Source organism: Terriglobales bacterium, assembly GCA_035651995.1.
GTDB lineage: Bacteria > Acidobacteriota > Terriglobia > Terriglobales > Acidobacteriaceae > DASRER01.
Genome location: DASRER010000034.1, coordinates 116668 through 132371 on the forward strand (window position 1 = coordinate 116668; position 15704 = coordinate 132371).

13 protein-coding genes are annotated in these 15704 nt (G+C 66.3%); 9 read left to right on the forward strand and 4 right to left on the reverse strand.

Features of this window, described 5'->3' with window-relative positions; translation table 11 throughout:
* Positions 1–72 precede the first annotated feature (72 nt).
* The 3 genes from VFA60_11830 (at position 73) to VFA60_11840 (ending at position 4956) form a co-directional block, all read left to right on the forward strand.
* Positions 73–1293 (forward strand): TIGR00300 family protein, encoded by a 1221-nt coding sequence (locus tag VFA60_11830; protein ID HZQ92476.1) that lies wholly within the window; start codon positions 73–75, stop codon positions 1291–1293.
* A 568-nt stretch (positions 1294–1861) separates the two neighbouring features.
* A complete protein-coding gene (locus VFA60_11835) occupies positions 1862–3136 on the forward strand; it encodes a porin (GenBank protein HZQ92477.1) in 1275 nt (424 codons plus the stop codon).
* A 176-nt stretch (positions 3137–3312) separates the two neighbouring features.
* The gene (locus VFA60_11840; protein HZQ92478.1) at positions 3313–4956 is read left to right on the forward strand and encodes an ammonium transporter; all 1644 of its coding nucleotides are present in this window, start codon (positions 3313–3315) and stop codon (positions 4954–4956) included.
* A gap of 64 nt (positions 4957–5020) precedes the next feature.
* Here VFA60_11840 and VFA60_11845 read toward each other — a convergent pair whose 3' ends face one another.
* Genes VFA60_11845 through VFA60_11860 form a run of 4 tightly spaced genes read right to left on the reverse strand, consistent with a single transcriptional unit; the run spans position 5021 to position 8557 of the window.
* Positions 5021–5683, reverse strand: coding sequence for a methyltransferase domain-containing protein (locus VFA60_11845; GenBank protein ID HZQ92479.1), 663 nt, complete (start codon positions 5681–5683; stop codon positions 5021–5023).
* Between the two features lie 21 nt (positions 5684–5704).
* Positions 5705–6505: a hypothetical protein gene (locus VFA60_11850; protein ID HZQ92480.1), complete on the reverse strand. Its 801-nt coding sequence runs from the start codon at positions 6503–6505 to the stop codon at positions 5705–5707.
* On the reverse strand, positions 6502–7827 hold the full coding sequence (locus VFA60_11855; protein ID HZQ92481.1) for a hypothetical protein: 1326 nt from the start codon (positions 7825–7827) through the stop codon (positions 6502–6504). The genes VFA60_11850 and VFA60_11855 overlap by 4 nt, the downstream gene beginning before the upstream one ends.
* On the reverse strand, positions 7814–8557 hold the full coding sequence (locus VFA60_11860; GenBank protein ID HZQ92482.1) for an ABC transporter ATP-binding protein: 744 nt from the start codon (positions 8555–8557) through the stop codon (positions 7814–7816). The genes VFA60_11855 and VFA60_11860 overlap by 14 nt, the downstream gene beginning before the upstream one ends.
* Positions 8558–8657: 100 nt before the next feature.
* Between VFA60_11860 and VFA60_11865 the strand changes: the two genes are divergently transcribed.
* The 6 genes from VFA60_11865 to VFA60_11890 all read left to right on the forward strand — a co-directional run bounded on the left by VFA60_11865 (position 8658) and on the right by VFA60_11890 (position 15703).
* On the forward strand, positions 8658–10055 hold the full coding sequence (locus VFA60_11865; protein ID HZQ92483.1) for an alpha-L-fucosidase: 1398 nt from the start codon (positions 8658–8660) through the stop codon (positions 10053–10055).
* Positions 10056–10264: 209 nt separating this feature from the next.
* On the forward strand, positions 10265–11158 hold the full coding sequence (locus tag VFA60_11870; GenBank protein ID HZQ92484.1) for a xanthine dehydrogenase family protein subunit M: 894 nt from the start codon (positions 10265–10267) through the stop codon (positions 11156–11158).
* Positions 11151–11633 (forward strand): (2Fe-2S)-binding protein, encoded by a 483-nt coding sequence (locus VFA60_11875; protein HZQ92485.1) that lies wholly within the window; start codon positions 11151–11153, stop codon positions 11631–11633. The genes VFA60_11870 and VFA60_11875 overlap by 8 nt, the downstream gene beginning before the upstream one ends.
* Positions 11633–12112, forward strand: coding sequence for a DUF2505 family protein (locus tag VFA60_11880; protein ID HZQ92486.1), 480 nt, complete (start codon positions 11633–11635; stop codon positions 12110–12112). The genes VFA60_11875 and VFA60_11880 overlap by 1 nt, the downstream gene beginning before the upstream one ends.
* Positions 12105–14708 carry a xanthine dehydrogenase family protein molybdopterin-binding subunit gene (locus VFA60_11885; protein ID HZQ92487.1) on the forward strand — a complete coding sequence of 868 codons (2604 nt, stop codon included), beginning with the start codon at positions 12105–12107 and terminating at the stop codon, positions 14706–14708. Before VFA60_11880 ends, VFA60_11885 begins: the two co-directional genes overlap by 8 nt.
* Positions 14705–15703 carry a ketopantoate reductase family protein gene (locus VFA60_11890; GenBank protein ID HZQ92488.1) on the forward strand — a complete coding sequence of 333 codons (999 nt, stop codon included), beginning with the start codon at positions 14705–14707 and terminating at the stop codon, positions 15701–15703. The genes VFA60_11885 and VFA60_11890 overlap by 4 nt, the downstream gene beginning before the upstream one ends.
* Position 15704 lies beyond the last annotated feature (1 nt).

Below are 15704 nucleotides of genomic sequence, written 5' to 3' on the forward strand. Positions count from 1 at the left end.
TCCCGCCCCGGCGATGCGATATAAAGGATGCGGCCACGAATTGGCGGGTGCAAAGAATTTTGGGAATACGGCATGAACGAGTTCAGCGAAGAGATCGCCCTGGAAGGCCACATCATCGACTCCTGGGTCCTGCCCAAGGTCTTCGACGCGGTCATGGACCTGGGCGGCTCCTTTGATCTGAAGGAGATACGCGTCGGCCGCCGCAAAGACGAAACCTCGTTCGCGCGCCTGCGCGTCATGGCCGACAGCGAGCAGCGGCTCGACCGCATCCTGACCGCGCTGCAGCAGTACGGCGCGGTGCTGGTTTCCAGCAGCGATGTCCACACCGAGCCGGCGCCCTGCGATGGCGCCCTGCCCGACGGTTTCTACTCCACCACCCACATGCCCACCGAGGTGCGCCTGGGCGGCAAGTGGGTGAACGTGGCCGATACGGAAATGGACCTGGCCATCGTGGTGGACTCCGCGCGCCGCTCCGCGCGCATGCTGCCGATGGCCGACGTGCGCAAGGGCGACGCCGTCGTGGTCGGCCACGAGGGTATTCGCGTGCTGCCGCCGCAGCGCGCGCGCGAACGCGAGATCTTTTCCTTCATGGCCAGCGACGTTTCGTCGGAGCGCCCCAAGCGCCTGGTGATCGACGAGATCGCGCGGCAGATGCGCGAGATCCGCTCGCATGGCGGGAAAATTCTCGTCGTCGCCGGGCCCGCGATCGTGCACAGCGGCGCTGGGGCCTACCTGGCGCGCATCATCCGCGCCGGCTATGTGCAGGCGCTGTTCGGCGGCAATGCGATCGCCGCTCACGATGTGGAAAGCGTGCTGATGGGCACCTCGCTCGGCGTCGCCCTCCACAGCGGACAGCCCGTGGAAGGCGGACATCGCCACCACATGGTTGCCATCAACGCCATCCGGCGAGCGGGCTCGCTGCGCGCGGCCGTGGAGACGGGCGTCCTCCGCGAAGGCGTGATGTACGAGTGCATCCGCAACAATGTCGAGATGGTGCTCGCCGGCTCGGTGCGCGACGATGGCCCGCTGCCCGACGTGGTCCTCGACATGACCGAGGCGCAGCGCCGCATGCGCGCCGCTGTCAGGGGCGTGGAGATGGCGCTGATGATCGCCACCATGCTGCACTCCATCGCCACCGGGAACATGCTGCCCGCGGCGGTGAAGGTGGTCGCGGTGGACATCAACCCGGCCGTCGTCACCAAGCTGGCCGACCGCGGCACCTTCCAGGCGCTCGGGCTGGTGACGGACGCTGAATTATTTGTGCGCGAGCTGGCCGAGGCGCTCGGCGTTTAGCGCTGCTTTCCGGGACTTCAGTGGTGTGTCTCATGGGAATGCGCCGCGAAGAAACGGAGCCACGGAGAAGCTCGTTCTTGTGTTTCTCCGCGCCTCCGCGCCTCCGCGCCTCCGCGGCTGAGCGAACTACCGCAGGGACACGCTGATTTAAGACCTGCGCTGCGCCGTGCGCCCCTTCCGCCGCACTTCCGGTTTCACGCCGGCGGCCCTGCTCTCGCTGGTGATCGGCGGCGGCGCCCACACCGCCATCTTCAGCGTGAGCGGCGCTCCGCTTGCCCGCCTTCCGGGTTTTGCTGGGCAAAGCATTGGGCTTCGCCTTTCTTTCATTTCAGCAGTCGCGACTGAGCGTCGCGTTGCCTATCCTCGACGCGTTATAGACCCCATAACTTTTCTTTCTTAGAAGAAAACCGGATAAGCGCGAGAGGAACTATCAATTGGACGCGCCGGCGCCGCTCCGGTACTGTCGCTCGCGGTCGAGTTCTTCGCTCAACCAAAAAAACAATTGAGCGCAGGCATTGGGGAGAAGGCGAGCCGTCTCTCGATGAGAAGGGTGTTTTTTGCTGCGGTGATGATGTTCTGTTCAGCCATTTCCGTCCCGCCAGGGTGCGCCGCCCAAACCTCCGGCGACGCGCCGCCGGACCTCACGCGGCGTGTGCAGGAGCTGGAAAAGCAGTTGGAGGACCTGCGCGGGCAACTGGCCGCATTGCGAAACGCCGGTTCTCTGCTCGGCACAGCGGCACGGGGCGCGACCCCGGCAATCACAAACGCGGTCCCGGCGGCGCCGCCGGCAACTTCACCGTCGCTCTCGCGGCTGCTCGGCAACACCACGTTCAGCGGCTTTGTGGACATGTACTACAGCACGAACTTCAATCAGCCGGCCGCGCGCACGGCCGGACTGCGCTCGTTTGACGTGAACAGCAATCAGTTCGGGCTGAACCTGGTCGAACTGGTCGCCGACAGGACGCCCGACGTGAACAACAGCCGCACCGGCTATCGCATCGCGCTCGGCTTCGGGCAGGCGATGAACGCGGTGAACGGCAGCGACGCCGGCGGCCTGAATTTCGCGCAGTATCTGAAGGAAGCCTACTTCTCGTATCTCGCGCCCGTCGGCAAAGGCCTGCAGGTGGACGCGGGCAAGTTCGTCACGCCGCACGGCGCCGAGGTCATCGAGACCAGGGACAACTGGAATTACTCGCGCGGTCTTTTGTTCAGCTACGCCATTCCCTACTACCACTTCGGAATGCGCGCCAGGTACAGCTTCAGCGACAAATACTCGCTCACCGGCTTCTTCGTGAACGGCTGGAACAACGTGGTCGACAACAATACCGGCAAGACCTACGGGCTGGGCCTGGGCTGGAACCCGACGAAGAAGATCAGCGTCGCGCAGAACTACATGGCCGGCCCGGAGCAGGGCGCCACGAACTCCAACTGGCGCCAGCTCTCCGATACCGTCGTCACCTGCACGCCCAACCCGCGGCTCTCCCTGATGGCCAACTACGACTACGGCCGCGGCGATCGCGTCGCCGGAGTGAAAGGTCCGGTGTACTGGACCGGCATTGCCGGCTACGTGCGTTACGCGCTGGGCGAACGCTACGCGCTGGCCACGCGCTACGAGTACTACCTGGACCACGACGGATTCACTACGGGCACGGCACAGCACATCCACGGCTTCACCGGAACGTTTCAGCGCGCCATCGCGCAGCACCTGCTCACGCGGCTCGAGTTCCGCCGCGACGTCTCGAACCAGCCGGTGTTCGCGCGCGGCCCGGGGCTCGACAAGGCGCAGAACACCTTCGCGGCGGGCATGGTCTACATGTTCGACAGCCGCGAAGGCGCGAACTGAGCCTGCCGATGCGCAACCTTGCTTTGTTCGAACGGACGTTGGGCGGCGCCTTGGCGCCGGCATTGCGCGGGAGCCCGGCTTGGGCGCGCAGCACTCAAACACCCCAACGACCAGTGCTCAAGCCGGCCCGCACCAGAAACGAAGCTGGCATTCAGCGACGAGAACGAGGAGCAAGCATGCAGACCGAATCGAACAGCGGTAGCGGTACCGGAAGATTTTCGCGACTGTCGCGGCGCCTCCGCGACCGTGAGTGGAGGCGCTACGGCGCCCTGCTGCTCAGCGGCAAGCTCATGGGCATCGGCCTGGCGCTGATGATCATGTTCGTTGTCTCCAGCGTCTTCTTCACCACGGCGCTGGCGGCGGCAAGCGAGGTCAGGGCCGCCGACATCGTGAACCCGATCAACACCGTGTGGACGCTGCTGGCGGCTTTCCTCGTCTTCGGCATGCAGGTGGGCTTCACCATGCTCGAGGCCGGGTTCTGCCGCTCGCGCGAAACCGTGAACGTGCTCATGGAGTGCATCGTTGACACGTGCCTCTGCGGGCTCCTGTTCTACGCGTTCGGTTTCGCCTTCATGTTCGGCAGCGGCAACGGGTTGATCGGCCGCCAGTATTTCTTCCTCCAAGGCGCGCCGCCAACCTACGGGACGACGGGCGTGGCATTCCTGGCGTTCTGGCTGTTCCAGTTCGCCTTCGCCGACACCTGCTCGACCATCACCTCGGGCGCGATGATCGGCCGCACAGGCTTCGTCGGCGATCTGCTTTACAGCGTCGGCGTCTCCGGATTCATCTATCCCATCATCGGCCACTGGGCATGGGGGCCGGACGGCTTCCTCGCGCTGATGGGGGCCGAAGGACACTTCCTGCCCTCGCTCGGCGCCGGCTTTCACGACTTCGCCGGCTCAACCGTGGTGCACACCATCGGCGGCTTCATCGCGCTCGCCGGTGCGATTGTGCTCGGCCCGCGCCTGGGAAGGCGCTTCAAGCGCGACGGCGGCGGGCCCATGCTGCCGCACGACCTGGTGATCGCCGCCAGCGGCGGACTCATTCTGTGGTTCGGCTGGTACGGCTTCAACCCCGGCAGCACGCTTTCGGCGATGGACTACGAGGGCATCGGGCGCGTGGCCGCCAACACCACGCTGGCCGCCTGTTCCGGCGGATTGATCGCCATGATCGCCGCCTACTTCGCCACCAAAAAGTGGGACCTGGCGTTCACCGTGAATGGATTTCTGGCCGGACTGGTGGCCATCACCTGTCCCTGTTACTGGGTGAGCCCAGCCGGCGCGATCATTCTGGGGGGCGTCGCCGGGGTGGTTGTGTATCTGGGCGTAGAGGCGCTGGAGTGGCTGCGCATTGACGATCCCATCGGCGCGGTCCCGGTGCACGGCTTCTGCGGCATATGGGGCACGCTGTCGCTGGGCCTGTTCGCCTGCGGAAAGTACGGAGCCACGGGGCAGCTGGCGGCCGACAACTCCGCGCCCCTCACCGGCCTGTTCTACGGCGGAGGCTGGAAGCTGCTCGAGGCGCAGTTGGTGGGCAGCGCGATCGTCACGGCGTCAACTTTCAGCGTAGCGCTTGCGCTCATGTACCTGGTGCATGCCACCGGCCAGTTGCGCGTCTCGCGCGCGGGCGAGTTGTTCGGGCTCGACCTGCACGAGCACGGCTTCCCCGCGTATCCCGAGTACGTGATCGCGGCCGGCGCGTCGCCCGCGGGTTTGCTTGCAGTCTCAGAGCCGGCGGCGGCGAAAGCGGCCAGCGCTTCGGTGCCTCCGGTTGCCATCATCGACACCGGCAGAGCGGCAGAGGCTTCGGCCGGATCTTAGCTGGCCGGTGGGTACGACCGCGGCGGGCGCCAAACCTGGCGCCCGCCGGTTTTTGCTGCGCGTCTCAGCCCTTCTTTTTCGCGCGCTCGATGTTCCTGGCCACGTACCAGTCGTACGCCTTCACCAGCATCCAGGGCGGCAGGGCGGCCAGCGCGATTTCCTTCCACGAAGTCGCGTCGTGCCTGCGCCAGGCCTCGACGGCGTCGGCAATCTTGCCCTTCATCTCCGCCGCGACCGGCGCCTTGAAACCGATGCCAACCACCGAATGTGGCAGCGTGCGCATCCCCGCCGCGGTCACCACGCAATCGTCGAACGGCGCCAGCAGCGAGCGGAAGCCGCTGGCGGTGAAGCGCCAATAGTCGTCAGGAAACAGGTGCACGGGAAAAAACATGACCGAGCTGAGGATCACCACGCCGCCCGGCGCCAGCACGCGATGCAGCTCCTGCAGCGCCAGCCACGGCTTTTCCACGTGCTCGATCGTCTCGAGCAGGATGGCGGTGCCCGCGACTTCGCTCGGAAGATCGAGCCTCTGAACGTCGAGGACGCGGTCAACCCCGATGCCGGGCTCCATGTCTGACGCGACATAGTTCCTGCCGCGAAAGAAGTCGCGCACCTTGCCCCGCGACTCCTGCCCGACGGTGTGCCCCGCGCCGAACTCGTAGATGGGTTGCGGAAGCTGGGTCACCGCGTCAATCCGCTTCACCAGTTTGAGGATGGTGGTCCGCATTCGGCTCGGACGCGAGAGTTCCTACTTCGCGCTGATCACGTAATCCTTGAAGTAGCTGCTGCTGTCGGTTTTCGACCACAGCCCGATGCGGCCGGCGACGGGCGGCTGCAGCACCGGGTTGTTCGCGGGAAACAAATCCGGATTGGGCGGCGCGCCGCCGCGTCCCGGACCGGGCTGGCTGCCGAGCGTGTACTCCAGCGCGAGCGTGCCGTCGAGCCAGGCCTTGAAGTCGGCGCCTTCGACCGACATCTTCAGCTCATGCCACGCCGCGCGGTCGAGCATGAACGGTCGGGCGCGATCGCTGAACTTCACCGGGCGCCGGATGCCGTTGTGGAACTCCCACAATGCCACGTTGTTCTCCGTGTCGTTGTAGCGGACGGCGAGCCAGTCGCCGTTCGGCTTCACGTTGAACAGAATGCCCGAGCAGCGGTCCGCGTCACCGGCGATGGTCTTGAACTTGACGCTGATCGTGCCGTTGGAAAAATTGTCCACGCCGCGCAGCACGGCCACCGGGTAATAAGCGAACTGCTTGGCGTTGTCCATCAGCTCTTCGTTGCTGGTGCCATAGAGCCGGCGCGCGCTTTCCACCAGCAGGCGCGTGGGATTGTCCTTGCTCGCCACCCAGGGCCGCCCGTCGACCATGATGACTTTGTCGGGCCCGTCCTGTGCCACGACCCACGTTCCCACCATTGGCTCAAAAGTTGCCGGGGGCTTCCCTGGCTGCTCCTTGCCGAAGTCAATCTTCTTGTCGGCCGCCGGCGACCCGCTCGCGCGCAGCGCGGCGAACAGCGCCAGCAAAATCAGGACACGACAACTCTTCATCTGCTCCTCCGGTAATTCAGCGCGGCGCACGCCAGCGCCACGCCCGGCCATGCGACGTAAAACACAACTGCCGCGCCGCGCGGCTCGGCGGCGAGCGGGTGTCCGCGAAAGTCATCGTCATTGTCGGCGCTCGGCGCGATGCCCGCAAGCGAATAGATGCTCTCCAGCACGGCTTCCGGCGTGGTCGCGCGGCTGCTTGCGCTGCGTCCGTTCAGCTCGTACTCGATCTCGCCATAGCCGGCGGCGGTCTGCTCGAACAGGCCGATCGAAGTCGTGGAAACATACTCCACGTGAAGCTGCGGCAGCACGCGGCGCAGCTTCGAGAGCGTCCTTCGCTCCAGGTCAACGCGCCTGGGATCTTCCGGCGCCAGATGCACGCGAATGCGCAGGGGCGCCGCGATCGTGCGCAATGCGGCTTCGTCGCCGCGCGAGAACGAGTTCATCCGGTTCTCGGCCAGGTCCCAGCTCGGCCGGATCAGGGAGAGCGCCCCTGTGAGGGCCACGGCGGCCACCCCGAGCGCGAGTGAAGCCCACGCACGCCTTCTGACGGCAGTACCGATGCGGATCCAGATCGCGGCGAAAGCCAGCCCCGCCGCAATCAGCGCAACCGCGATCAGCAACGAATCGAGCCGCACCAGCCCGTGCTGGAACTGGCCGACCATCGCCGTGGGCGTGTAAGCCGCCAGGCGCTCCCAAAGGCCTCCGTGGATCGCCGCGATGAAACTCACGATCCACGTGCCTACCGTGATGCTGAGCGTGATGATCGCCGCAGTGGAGGGATGCTCCGCGATGGCCGCCGCGGCGCAGGCGAGCGCGATGGTGAGCCCCGCATTCAGCAAGTGCCCGAGCACTACGGCGGCCAGTTCGGGTGCGTAGATGCTTCCGCCATACGCCGCCCACAGCAGAACTGCCGCCGCGGCTGCCAGCGACGCGATCAGCCAGCCGGCAAGCAGCACCGCGGCCTTCACCGCAACCCGCACCCATGTGGCAGCAGCAAGCTGCGATTCGATCTTGAGGGCGCCGCTCTGCTTGTCGCCGGCAACCAGCCGAATCGCGACGAACGGCAGCAGAAATGCCGCCGCAATCTCACAGCCGCTGAACGTCGGCGCCCAGATGCCCACCAGCGGCGAGAATGCCTCGCCCACGCCGGCGGAGGTGCCGCCACGTCCGCTGGCTTCGCCATACGCGCGGACCGCGCTGATGAATGCCACTCCTACCAGCGGCCCCATCAAGACGAGGAAAATCCACCAGGCGCGCGACGCCAGCAGTTCGCGCCACTCTTTTCGGATGAGAGGCCAGACGACTCCCCTAGGTGAGGCCAAGAAACACCTCTTCCAGGCCGGGACCGGCCGGGGCCGCGCCACGCGCGGCGGCCAGCGCGCAGAGTTCCGCGAGCGTGCCTTCGCCGCAGACGCTGCCGGCGCTGATCAGGACAAAGCGGTCGCACACCCGGGCCGCGTCGGCAATCTGATGGATGGAGAGCAGCATGGCGCGATCGCCGCCGGCGAATGCGCGCAGCTTGCGCGCAAGGTCGCGCGCCTGGCGCAGGTCGAGCCCTTCGAACGGCTCGTCGGCCACCAGCAGCGGCTGCGGCGTGAGCAGCCCAATGGCCAGCAGCGCGCGCTTCCGCTGGCCCTTCGACAGCCGGCCGAGCGGACGGTCCAGCAGCGGCCCCAGCTCGAGGGCGCGCAGCACGTCTTCACGCAGCGGGCGGCGGCCGCCAAAAATGTCCATCGTGTAGTCGAGCGCCCAGGCAAGCGGCTGCGAGGGCCACGGCGCGATCGCATCGGGCAGATAGAACAGCAGCGCCGAACGCTCATCCGGCGTCAACGGCCGGCCGTCGCGAACGATGGCGCCGCTGTCGGCCGCGAGCACGCCGCCCATGCACTCCAGCAGCGTGGTCTTGCCGGAGCCGTTGGGGCCGATCAGCCCCAGGATCTCGCCGTGGCGGATGGAAAATGACGCGTCCTCGACGGCAACCACCGGTCCAAAGCGCTTCGTGACACCCGCCACCTCCACGAGCGGCGTTACCGCAGGATTTGGCGCAGACATGAGGAGAATTCAGCCCGTCATTCTACCGGATGCGCCGCCGCCAGTTTCAAACCGTGAGACGCGGTTGACGGTATTCGGCGCGTGAGTAAGATGACGCACCATGCGTCGACTGCGTACGTTTTTTCTGACCGCGCTCGCCCTCGCGCTCCTGAACACCGCCTTCGCCGCCGCTCAAACCGCTGACGTCAACTCCGCCGCCGCCCGCGAGGCGCGCCTGGCCTGGTTCAAGCAAGCCAAGTACGGCATGTTCATCCACTGGGGCCTGTACGCGATTCCGGCGGGCGAGTGGAAGGGACGGCGTTCGCTCGGACTCGGCGAGTGGATCATGAACCGCTCGCACATTCCCGTGAAGGAGTACGAGCAGCTCACCAAGCAGTTCAATCCCGTCAAGTTCAGCGCCGATGCCTGGGTGCAGCTCGCGCAGGACGCCGGCATGAAGTACATCGTGATCACGGCAAAGCATCACGATGGCTTCGCCCTCTTCGACTCCCGGGTCAGTAAGTACAACGTGGTCGCGGCCACGCCGTTCAAGCGCGACATCCTGAAAGAGCTCGCGGCCGCCTGCCAGAAGCGCGGCATGCCGCTCGGCTTCTACTACTCCCAGTCCCAGGACTGGCATGAGCCCGGCGGCGCCGGCAACGATTGGGACTTCGGCCCCGACATCGGCCCTGACGGCAAGGAGCGCAAGGACTATGACGCCTACCTGCGCGGCAAGGCCGAGCGGCAGGTGAAAGAGCTGCTCACCAACTACGGCCCGGTCGCACTCATCTGGTTCGATACCCCGCGCATGATGACGCCGGAGCGCGCCCAGCGCTTCACCGACATTCTGCGCAGCACGCAGCCCAGGACGCTGATTGACGGTCGTCTCGGCGCCGCCGGCGACTACGTCTCCACCGGCGATAACGTCGTCCCTTCCGGCGTGCAAACCGAGTACTGGGAGGTCCCCGCGACCACGAACCACACCTGGGGCTATCGCACCGACGATACGGACTGGAAGTCGCCCGGCGAGATCACCTTCAAGCTGATCGACATCGTCAGCAAGGGCGGCAACTATCTGCTCAACGTTGGCCCCATGGCCAGCGGCCTCATCCCGCAGGCGCCGCAGGACAACCTGCGCACCGTCGGCCGCTGGCTCAAGGTCAACGGCGAAGCGGTGTACGGCGCCGGCCCGTCACCATGGGGCGAAGAGATGGGCGAGATGAGTTCGAAGGGAGCCAAGGACCTGCGCGGGCAGCCGCTGGCGCTGCCCCACAACGAGTGGCGCGTGACCACCAAGCCCGGCAAACTCTACTTCACGTTCTTCCAGGAGCCTCGCGTCCCGTTTGAATTGCCGGCCATGAAGAACGCAATCAAGCGGGCCTACTATCTCGCCGACGGGAAACCGGTCGAAGTGAAAGAAGAGAACGGGCGGCGGCAACTCGTCATTCCGCGTCCCATCCTCGATCCCATGGCCACCGTCGTGGTGGTCGAGATCGAAGGCGACAAAGTCGAGCGCTGACCCGCAAACTGCGCTTCACGGCCCCGGGCACTCACGCACGGGGCTGTTCTCTGGCCATGGGAAGCCGCGTGCCGGCCGGTATACAGCTAGTCGCCAATCGGTATACCGCGAGCGGGGTGGCCGGCGCCGGGACCAGTTGCCGCCGAAGGTTCTCATGGCGTATAAGCGTGGATGCCGCGCCAAGCGGCCCAAACGACGGAGAAAATAGGATGTACCCCCGGACCTTTGCCTATCATCGCGCTGCGTCGTTGAGCGAAGCCGTGCGCATGCTGGGCCAGCTTGGCCCTGAGGCGCGGCTGCTGGCCGGCGGCCAGAGCCTGATCCCGCTTATGAAGCTGCGGCTGGCCAGCCCCGCGGCGCTGGTCGACATCGGCCACGTCCCCAACCTGAACTACATCAACAAGACGAATGGCGGCTTTGCCTTCGGGCCGCTGAGCCGCCACGCCGAGGTCGAGCGTTCACCCGCCGCCGCGCAAATTCCCATCCTGCACGACTGCGCCGCCGGCATCGCCGACGTGCAGGTCCGCAACTGGGGCACGCTGGTTGGCTCCATCGCCGAGGCTGACCCGACCGGCGACTGGGCGCCGGTATTGCTCGCGCTGGGCGCCGATGTCGTGTGCCAGGGCGAGAGCGGCGAACGCACGCTGCCGCTGGCCGAATTCATTACCGACGCCTTCACCACCCGTTTGCTGCCCGGTGAAATCGTGCGTGAAGTACGCGCCCATCGTCCGGCAAAGAACAGCGGTGGCGCGTACATCGCGTTCAAGCGCTGCGCGCCTGTGTATGCCTCGGCCAGCGCCGCGGTCCAGCTCACACTGGAAGATCGCGTCTGCCGCAATCCGCGCATTTTCCTCGGCGCAGTGGGACTCACGCCGGTGCACGCGCGCGAAGCCGGGCGCGCGCTCGAAGGCCGCGCCATCGACGAGAAAACCATCGCCGCCGCGGCCGACGCCGCGCGCGCCGCCGCCGATCCCCAGTCGGATCAGCGCGGCTCGGCCGAATACAAGCGCGAGCTGGTTCGCGGACTCGTCACGGAAGCCATTCGCGCCGCCGCGCGCCGCGCCGCCGGCCAGCCCGTGGAGGTGGCGCACCACTATGCCTGAGGCGGCCAAGATCGCTCTCTCCTGCCGCGTGAACGGGCGCGACGTGCAGGCCGAAATCGAGCCGCGCACGCTGCTTGTCGAATTCCTGCGCGACGAACTCGACCTCACCGGCACGCACATCGGTTGCGACACCAGCTTCTGCGGCGCCTGCACCGTGCTGGTGAACGGGCGCTCGGCCAAGTCCTGCACCTTGTTCGCATTCCAGGCCGGCGGCGCCGAGGTCCTCACTGTCGAAGGCCTGGCGCGCGATGGCCAGCTGCATCCGGTGCAGCAGGCGTTCGTCGACCATCACGGCTTGCAATGCGGCTACTGCACGCCCGGCATGATGATGTCGGCGGTGCACCTGCTCGCCGAAAACCCCGACCCCAGCGAGCACGACATCCGCAAGGGCCTCGCCGGCAATTGCTGCCGCTGCACCGGCTACCAGAACATCTTCAAGTCCGTGGCCGCGGCCGCGAAGATGGGGGGCCGCTGATGGCGTTCAGCTTCGGTGGCGGCTTCCAGGTCCAGCGCTCGCCCGAGAGCGTCTACGAGTTCCTCACCGACCCGCAAAAGTTCTGTCCCCTGATGCCCGACTTCCAGTCCATGACGATGCATGACGCTACTCACTTCACGGTCAGGGTCAACGTCGGCGTCTCGCACATCCGCGGCGTCGCCGACGTGAAGATGGAACTGGCCGCCGCCGAGCGCCCGCGCCGCGCGCAATATAAAGGACAGGGCGCTGTGCCCGGCGGCAACGTCTCGCTCACCGCCGGCTTCGAACTCTCGCCATCCGACGGTGGTACGCAGGTCACCTGGAAGGGTGATGCGCAAGTCTTCGGGCGCATCATCTCCATGGCCGGCGGCCTGCTCGAGCCCCTCGCCAGGAAAAACCTCCAGAAGCTGATTGATTCGTTGCAGGCGGCGCTGAATTCCGGCGCGGCGGCGCCGCCGGCGGAGGCCCGCCATGCCTAAGAAGGCTTCCTTTGCGAAGCGCGCAGCCAGCGGCAAGCCCCGCCGCAGACCAACAACGCTGCCGCGCCAGCAGCGCGCCGTCGAGCCATCCGCCGACAAGCAGGAACGCTGGGTTGGCAAGCCGCTGGTGCGCAAGGAAGAGGCGCGCCTGGTTCGCGGCAACGGCAAGTTCATTGACGACTTCAAGCTGCCTGGCATGGCGTATATGCGGCTGGTGCGTTCGCCGTTTGCGCACGCGCGCATCACCGGGGTGGACGTTTCCGCCGCGCAGAAGCATCCCGGCGTGCTGGCCACGCTGACCGGCGCCGAGGTGGCCGCGCTCACCACGCCCTACATCGAGATCGGGCCCGATCCCAGCTCACGCATCAAGGACTACTGCCTGGCGGTTGACGTGGCCCGCTACCAGGGCGAACCGGTTGCGGCCGTGATCGCGCAAACGCGCGGCGCCGCCGAAGACGCGGCCGAACTGGTGCACGTCGAGTATGAAGTGCTCGAGCCGGTGGTGGACGCCGAGTTCGCGCTGAGCGACAAGGTCGTCCTCCACCAGGCGATGGGCGCCAACAAAGTGTGGAATGGCGTCTTCGAGTACGGTGACGTCGCCCAGGCGTTCAAGGACGCGGCGTATGTCGTCAGCATCGATCGCATGCACTTCCATCGCTTCTCCTCCACGCCGCTGGAGAACAACGCCGTCATCGGGCAGTGGGACAACAAGGACGACCGCGTCTGCTTCTGGACCAACAATTCCTTTCCCACGATCGGCATCCAGCTCATCGCACCGGCGCTGGGCACGCGCATCGACAACATCCGCGTGCAGACGTTCGACATCGGCGGCAGCTTCGGCATCAAGATCACCAATTACCCGTACATGACCCTGTGCGCGCTCGCCTCGCGCAAAATCGGCGGCAAGCCGGTGAAGTGGACCGAGACTCGCACCGAGCACATGCAGGCCAGCGCGCACGGCAACGAACGCACGTTCCTCGATACACGCGTCGCGCTCGACAAAGACGGCGTGATCACCGCCATCGAGTCGCGACACATTGACGATTGCGGCGCCTACCCGCGCTACGAGCCGCTGGGCTGCGTCATCTGGTCGCAGGTCTTCCCCGGCGTGTATCGCTTCAGGAACGCTCGCATCGATTTTTCGCAGGTGGTGACCAATAAATGCCCCGTCGGGCCCAACCGCGGCTACTCGCGCATGCAGCACCTCTGGTTCCTGGAGCGCGTGGTCGATATCTGCGGTCACGAACTCGGAATCCCCGCCGACGAAATGCGACGGCGGAATTACATCCGCGCCGAAGAGTTCCCCTACACCACGCCCAACGGCTGCGTGTACGACTCGGGGAATTACGCCGCCATGCTCGCGCTCGCGCAGAAGCTGATCGGCTGGGACGACTGGAAAAAGAAGCAGGCCGCGGCGCGCGCCGAAGGCCGCATGATCGGCATCGGCATCGGCACCACGCTCGATTCCGGCACCAACAACTTCGGGCAGTCGCGCATCGTCAATCCGCACGCGCCGTTCAGCGGCAATTCCCAGGCGGCGAACGTCAAGCTCGATATCTACGGCGAAATCGTGGTCAGCGTCGGCTCGGTGCCGCAGGGCCAGGGACACGAGACCGTCGCCTCCCAGGTCGTGGCCGACGTGCTCAACGTCACGCCCGACATGATCACCGTCCGCGTCGGCTTCGACACCGAGCGCAACGTCCACACCGGCCACACCGGAACTTACGCCAGCCAGTTCGCCGTTTCCGGTCTTTCGGCCGTGCACGGCGCCGCGCAAAAGCTGCGTTCCGAGCTGCTGCGCCTGGCGGCCTACGCGCTGAACGCGCCCATCGCCAAGCTCGAGCTTGGCCTGGGAAAAATGGGCGCCGAAGTCCGGGTCAAGGGGTCGGACAAGTCCATCAACTACTGGGCGCTCGCCAACATTATTAATGTGAACAATGCCGGCCTGCCCGACGAACTGCAGGATGTGACCCTGAACTGCCGCTACACCTGGCGCGCGCCCTTCAAGGTTCCCGACATCGAGAAGAAATACGGCAACCTGACGCTGACCTACTCCTCGCAGCTGCACATCGCCGTGGTGGAGATCGAGCGCGGGACGTTCAACCCCAAGGTGCTCGACTACGCCGCCGTCGACGACTGCGGCACGGTGATCAATCCGCGAATCGTCGAGGGCCAGGTGCACGGCGCCACCGCGCACGGCATCGGGGCGGCGCTCATGGAAAACTGCGCGTACGACCAGGCCGGCAACCTGCTCGCGAGCACCTTCAGCGAATACACGCCCATCATGACGGTGAACATGCCCACGCTGAAGTGCGGATACATCGAGACGCCGTCGCCGCACAGCTACAGTGGCGCGAAGGGGATGGGCGAGGGCGGCGCGGCGCCGATTCACACTATTTCCGCCGCGCTCCAGGACGCGCTGCACTCCGCCGGCATTTACGTGACCGATTCGTTCAACAACGGCGACAGCATCTTCCGCGCCCTCGAGCAGCGCAAAGCCGGAAGGCCGGTGGGCAACGTGCGCACTGAACAACGCGCAACCCGCAAGGGTCGCGCGACGGCTTCGCCAGGCAAATCAGGCGGTGGGCGCAGGTGAAGCGTATCTGCATCGTCGGCGCCGGGGCCATCGGCAGTCTCTATGCCGCGCACCTCTCGCGCGTGGCGGAGGTGTGGGCGCTCGTCCGCCGGCCTGAGCACGCCGCCAGCCTGCGCGACCAGGGCCTGCGCGTGAGCGGCGCGCGCCAGTTTGCGGCAAAGTTTCACGCCACCGCGACCGCGGCCGATGTCCCCGAATGCGACTTCGCCATCGTCGCCACTAAGGCGATGCAGGCGGAAGAAGCCTTCGCCCCGGTAGGCGCGAAGATTCGCACCGCCGTCCTTTCGGCGCAGAACGGACTCGGCTCGGAAGAAGCGCTGGCGCGGCACACGCGCGCCTTCGTGGTTCGCGGCGCCACCTTCATGAGTGGCACGCGCCACTCCGACACGCATGTGCAGTTCGAGCTCGAAACGCCTACCTGGATGGGCCCGTTCGAGCCCACCCGCACTCCGTTCGAAGTCGTGCGCGAGCTCGCCGACCTGGTTCGTGCCGGCGGCCTGCGCGCCGAGGCGCTGGAAGACGCCCGCCCTGCGCAGTGGGCCAAGCTGGTGTTCAACGCGTCGGTGAACAGCGTCGCCGCGCTCACCGAACTGCCGCACTGTCCCGCGTTCGCTGACGAAAAGGAGTTCGGCAGCCTCGGACATCTTCTTCATGAGCTGATCGACGAAGGTGTTCGCGTGGCCGCGGCGCTGGGCATTGATCTGCGCGAGGACCCTTGGCGCATGAACTGCGTCGGCGCGCAGACGAACCATCCGCCGTCCATGCTGGCCGATGTCCGCGCCCACTCGCCGACGGAGATCGACTTCCTGGGCGGCGCGATTGCGCGCGAAGCCGCGCGCGCCGGCGTCGCCGCGCCGCTGCACACGGCGCTCTATCGCCTGATCAGGGGAAAAGAACTAAGCTGGACGTTTGCCGATGAGAACGTCGCCCACGGCGAGCGCTCGCCGGAAGCGGCGCAGTGGGAAACCAGCCAGGCGGTGACGATCCGCAAATAGT

Coding starts and splice junctions, on each gene's coding strand:
- VFA60_11880 (HZQ92486.1), top strand. CDS start 11,633: ATGGCGTTCAGCTTCGGTGGCGGCTTCCAGGTCCAGCGCTCGCCCGAG.
- VFA60_11850 (HZQ92480.1), bottom strand. CDS start 6,505: ATGAAGAGTTGTCGTGTCCTGATTTTGCTGGCGCTGTTCGCCGCGCTG.
- VFA60_11885 (HZQ92487.1), top strand. CDS start 12,105: ATGCCTAAGAAGGCTTCCTTTGCGAAGCGCGCAGCCAGCGGCAAGCCC.
- VFA60_11835 (HZQ92477.1), top strand. CDS start 1,862: ATGATGTTCTGTTCAGCCATTTCCGTCCCGCCAGGGTGCGCCGCCCAA.
- VFA60_11870 (HZQ92484.1), top strand. CDS start 10,265: ATGTACCCCCGGACCTTTGCCTATCATCGCGCTGCGTCGTTGAGCGAA.
- VFA60_11865 (HZQ92483.1), top strand. CDS start 8,658: ATGCGTCGACTGCGTACGTTTTTTCTGACCGCGCTCGCCCTCGCGCTC.
- VFA60_11830 (HZQ92476.1), top strand. CDS start 73: ATGAACGAGTTCAGCGAAGAGATCGCCCTGGAAGGCCACATCATCGAC.
- VFA60_11840 (HZQ92478.1), top strand. CDS start 3,313: ATGCAGACCGAATCGAACAGCGGTAGCGGTACCGGAAGATTTTCGCGA.
- VFA60_11845 (HZQ92479.1), bottom strand. CDS start 5,683: ATGCGGACCACCATCCTCAAACTGGTGAAGCGGATTGACGCGGTGACC.
- VFA60_11860 (HZQ92482.1), bottom strand. CDS start 8,557: ATGTCTGCGCCAAATCCTGCGGTAACGCCGCTCGTGGAGGTGGCGGGT.
- VFA60_11875 (HZQ92485.1), top strand. CDS start 11,151: ATGCCTGAGGCGGCCAAGATCGCTCTCTCCTGCCGCGTGAACGGGCGC.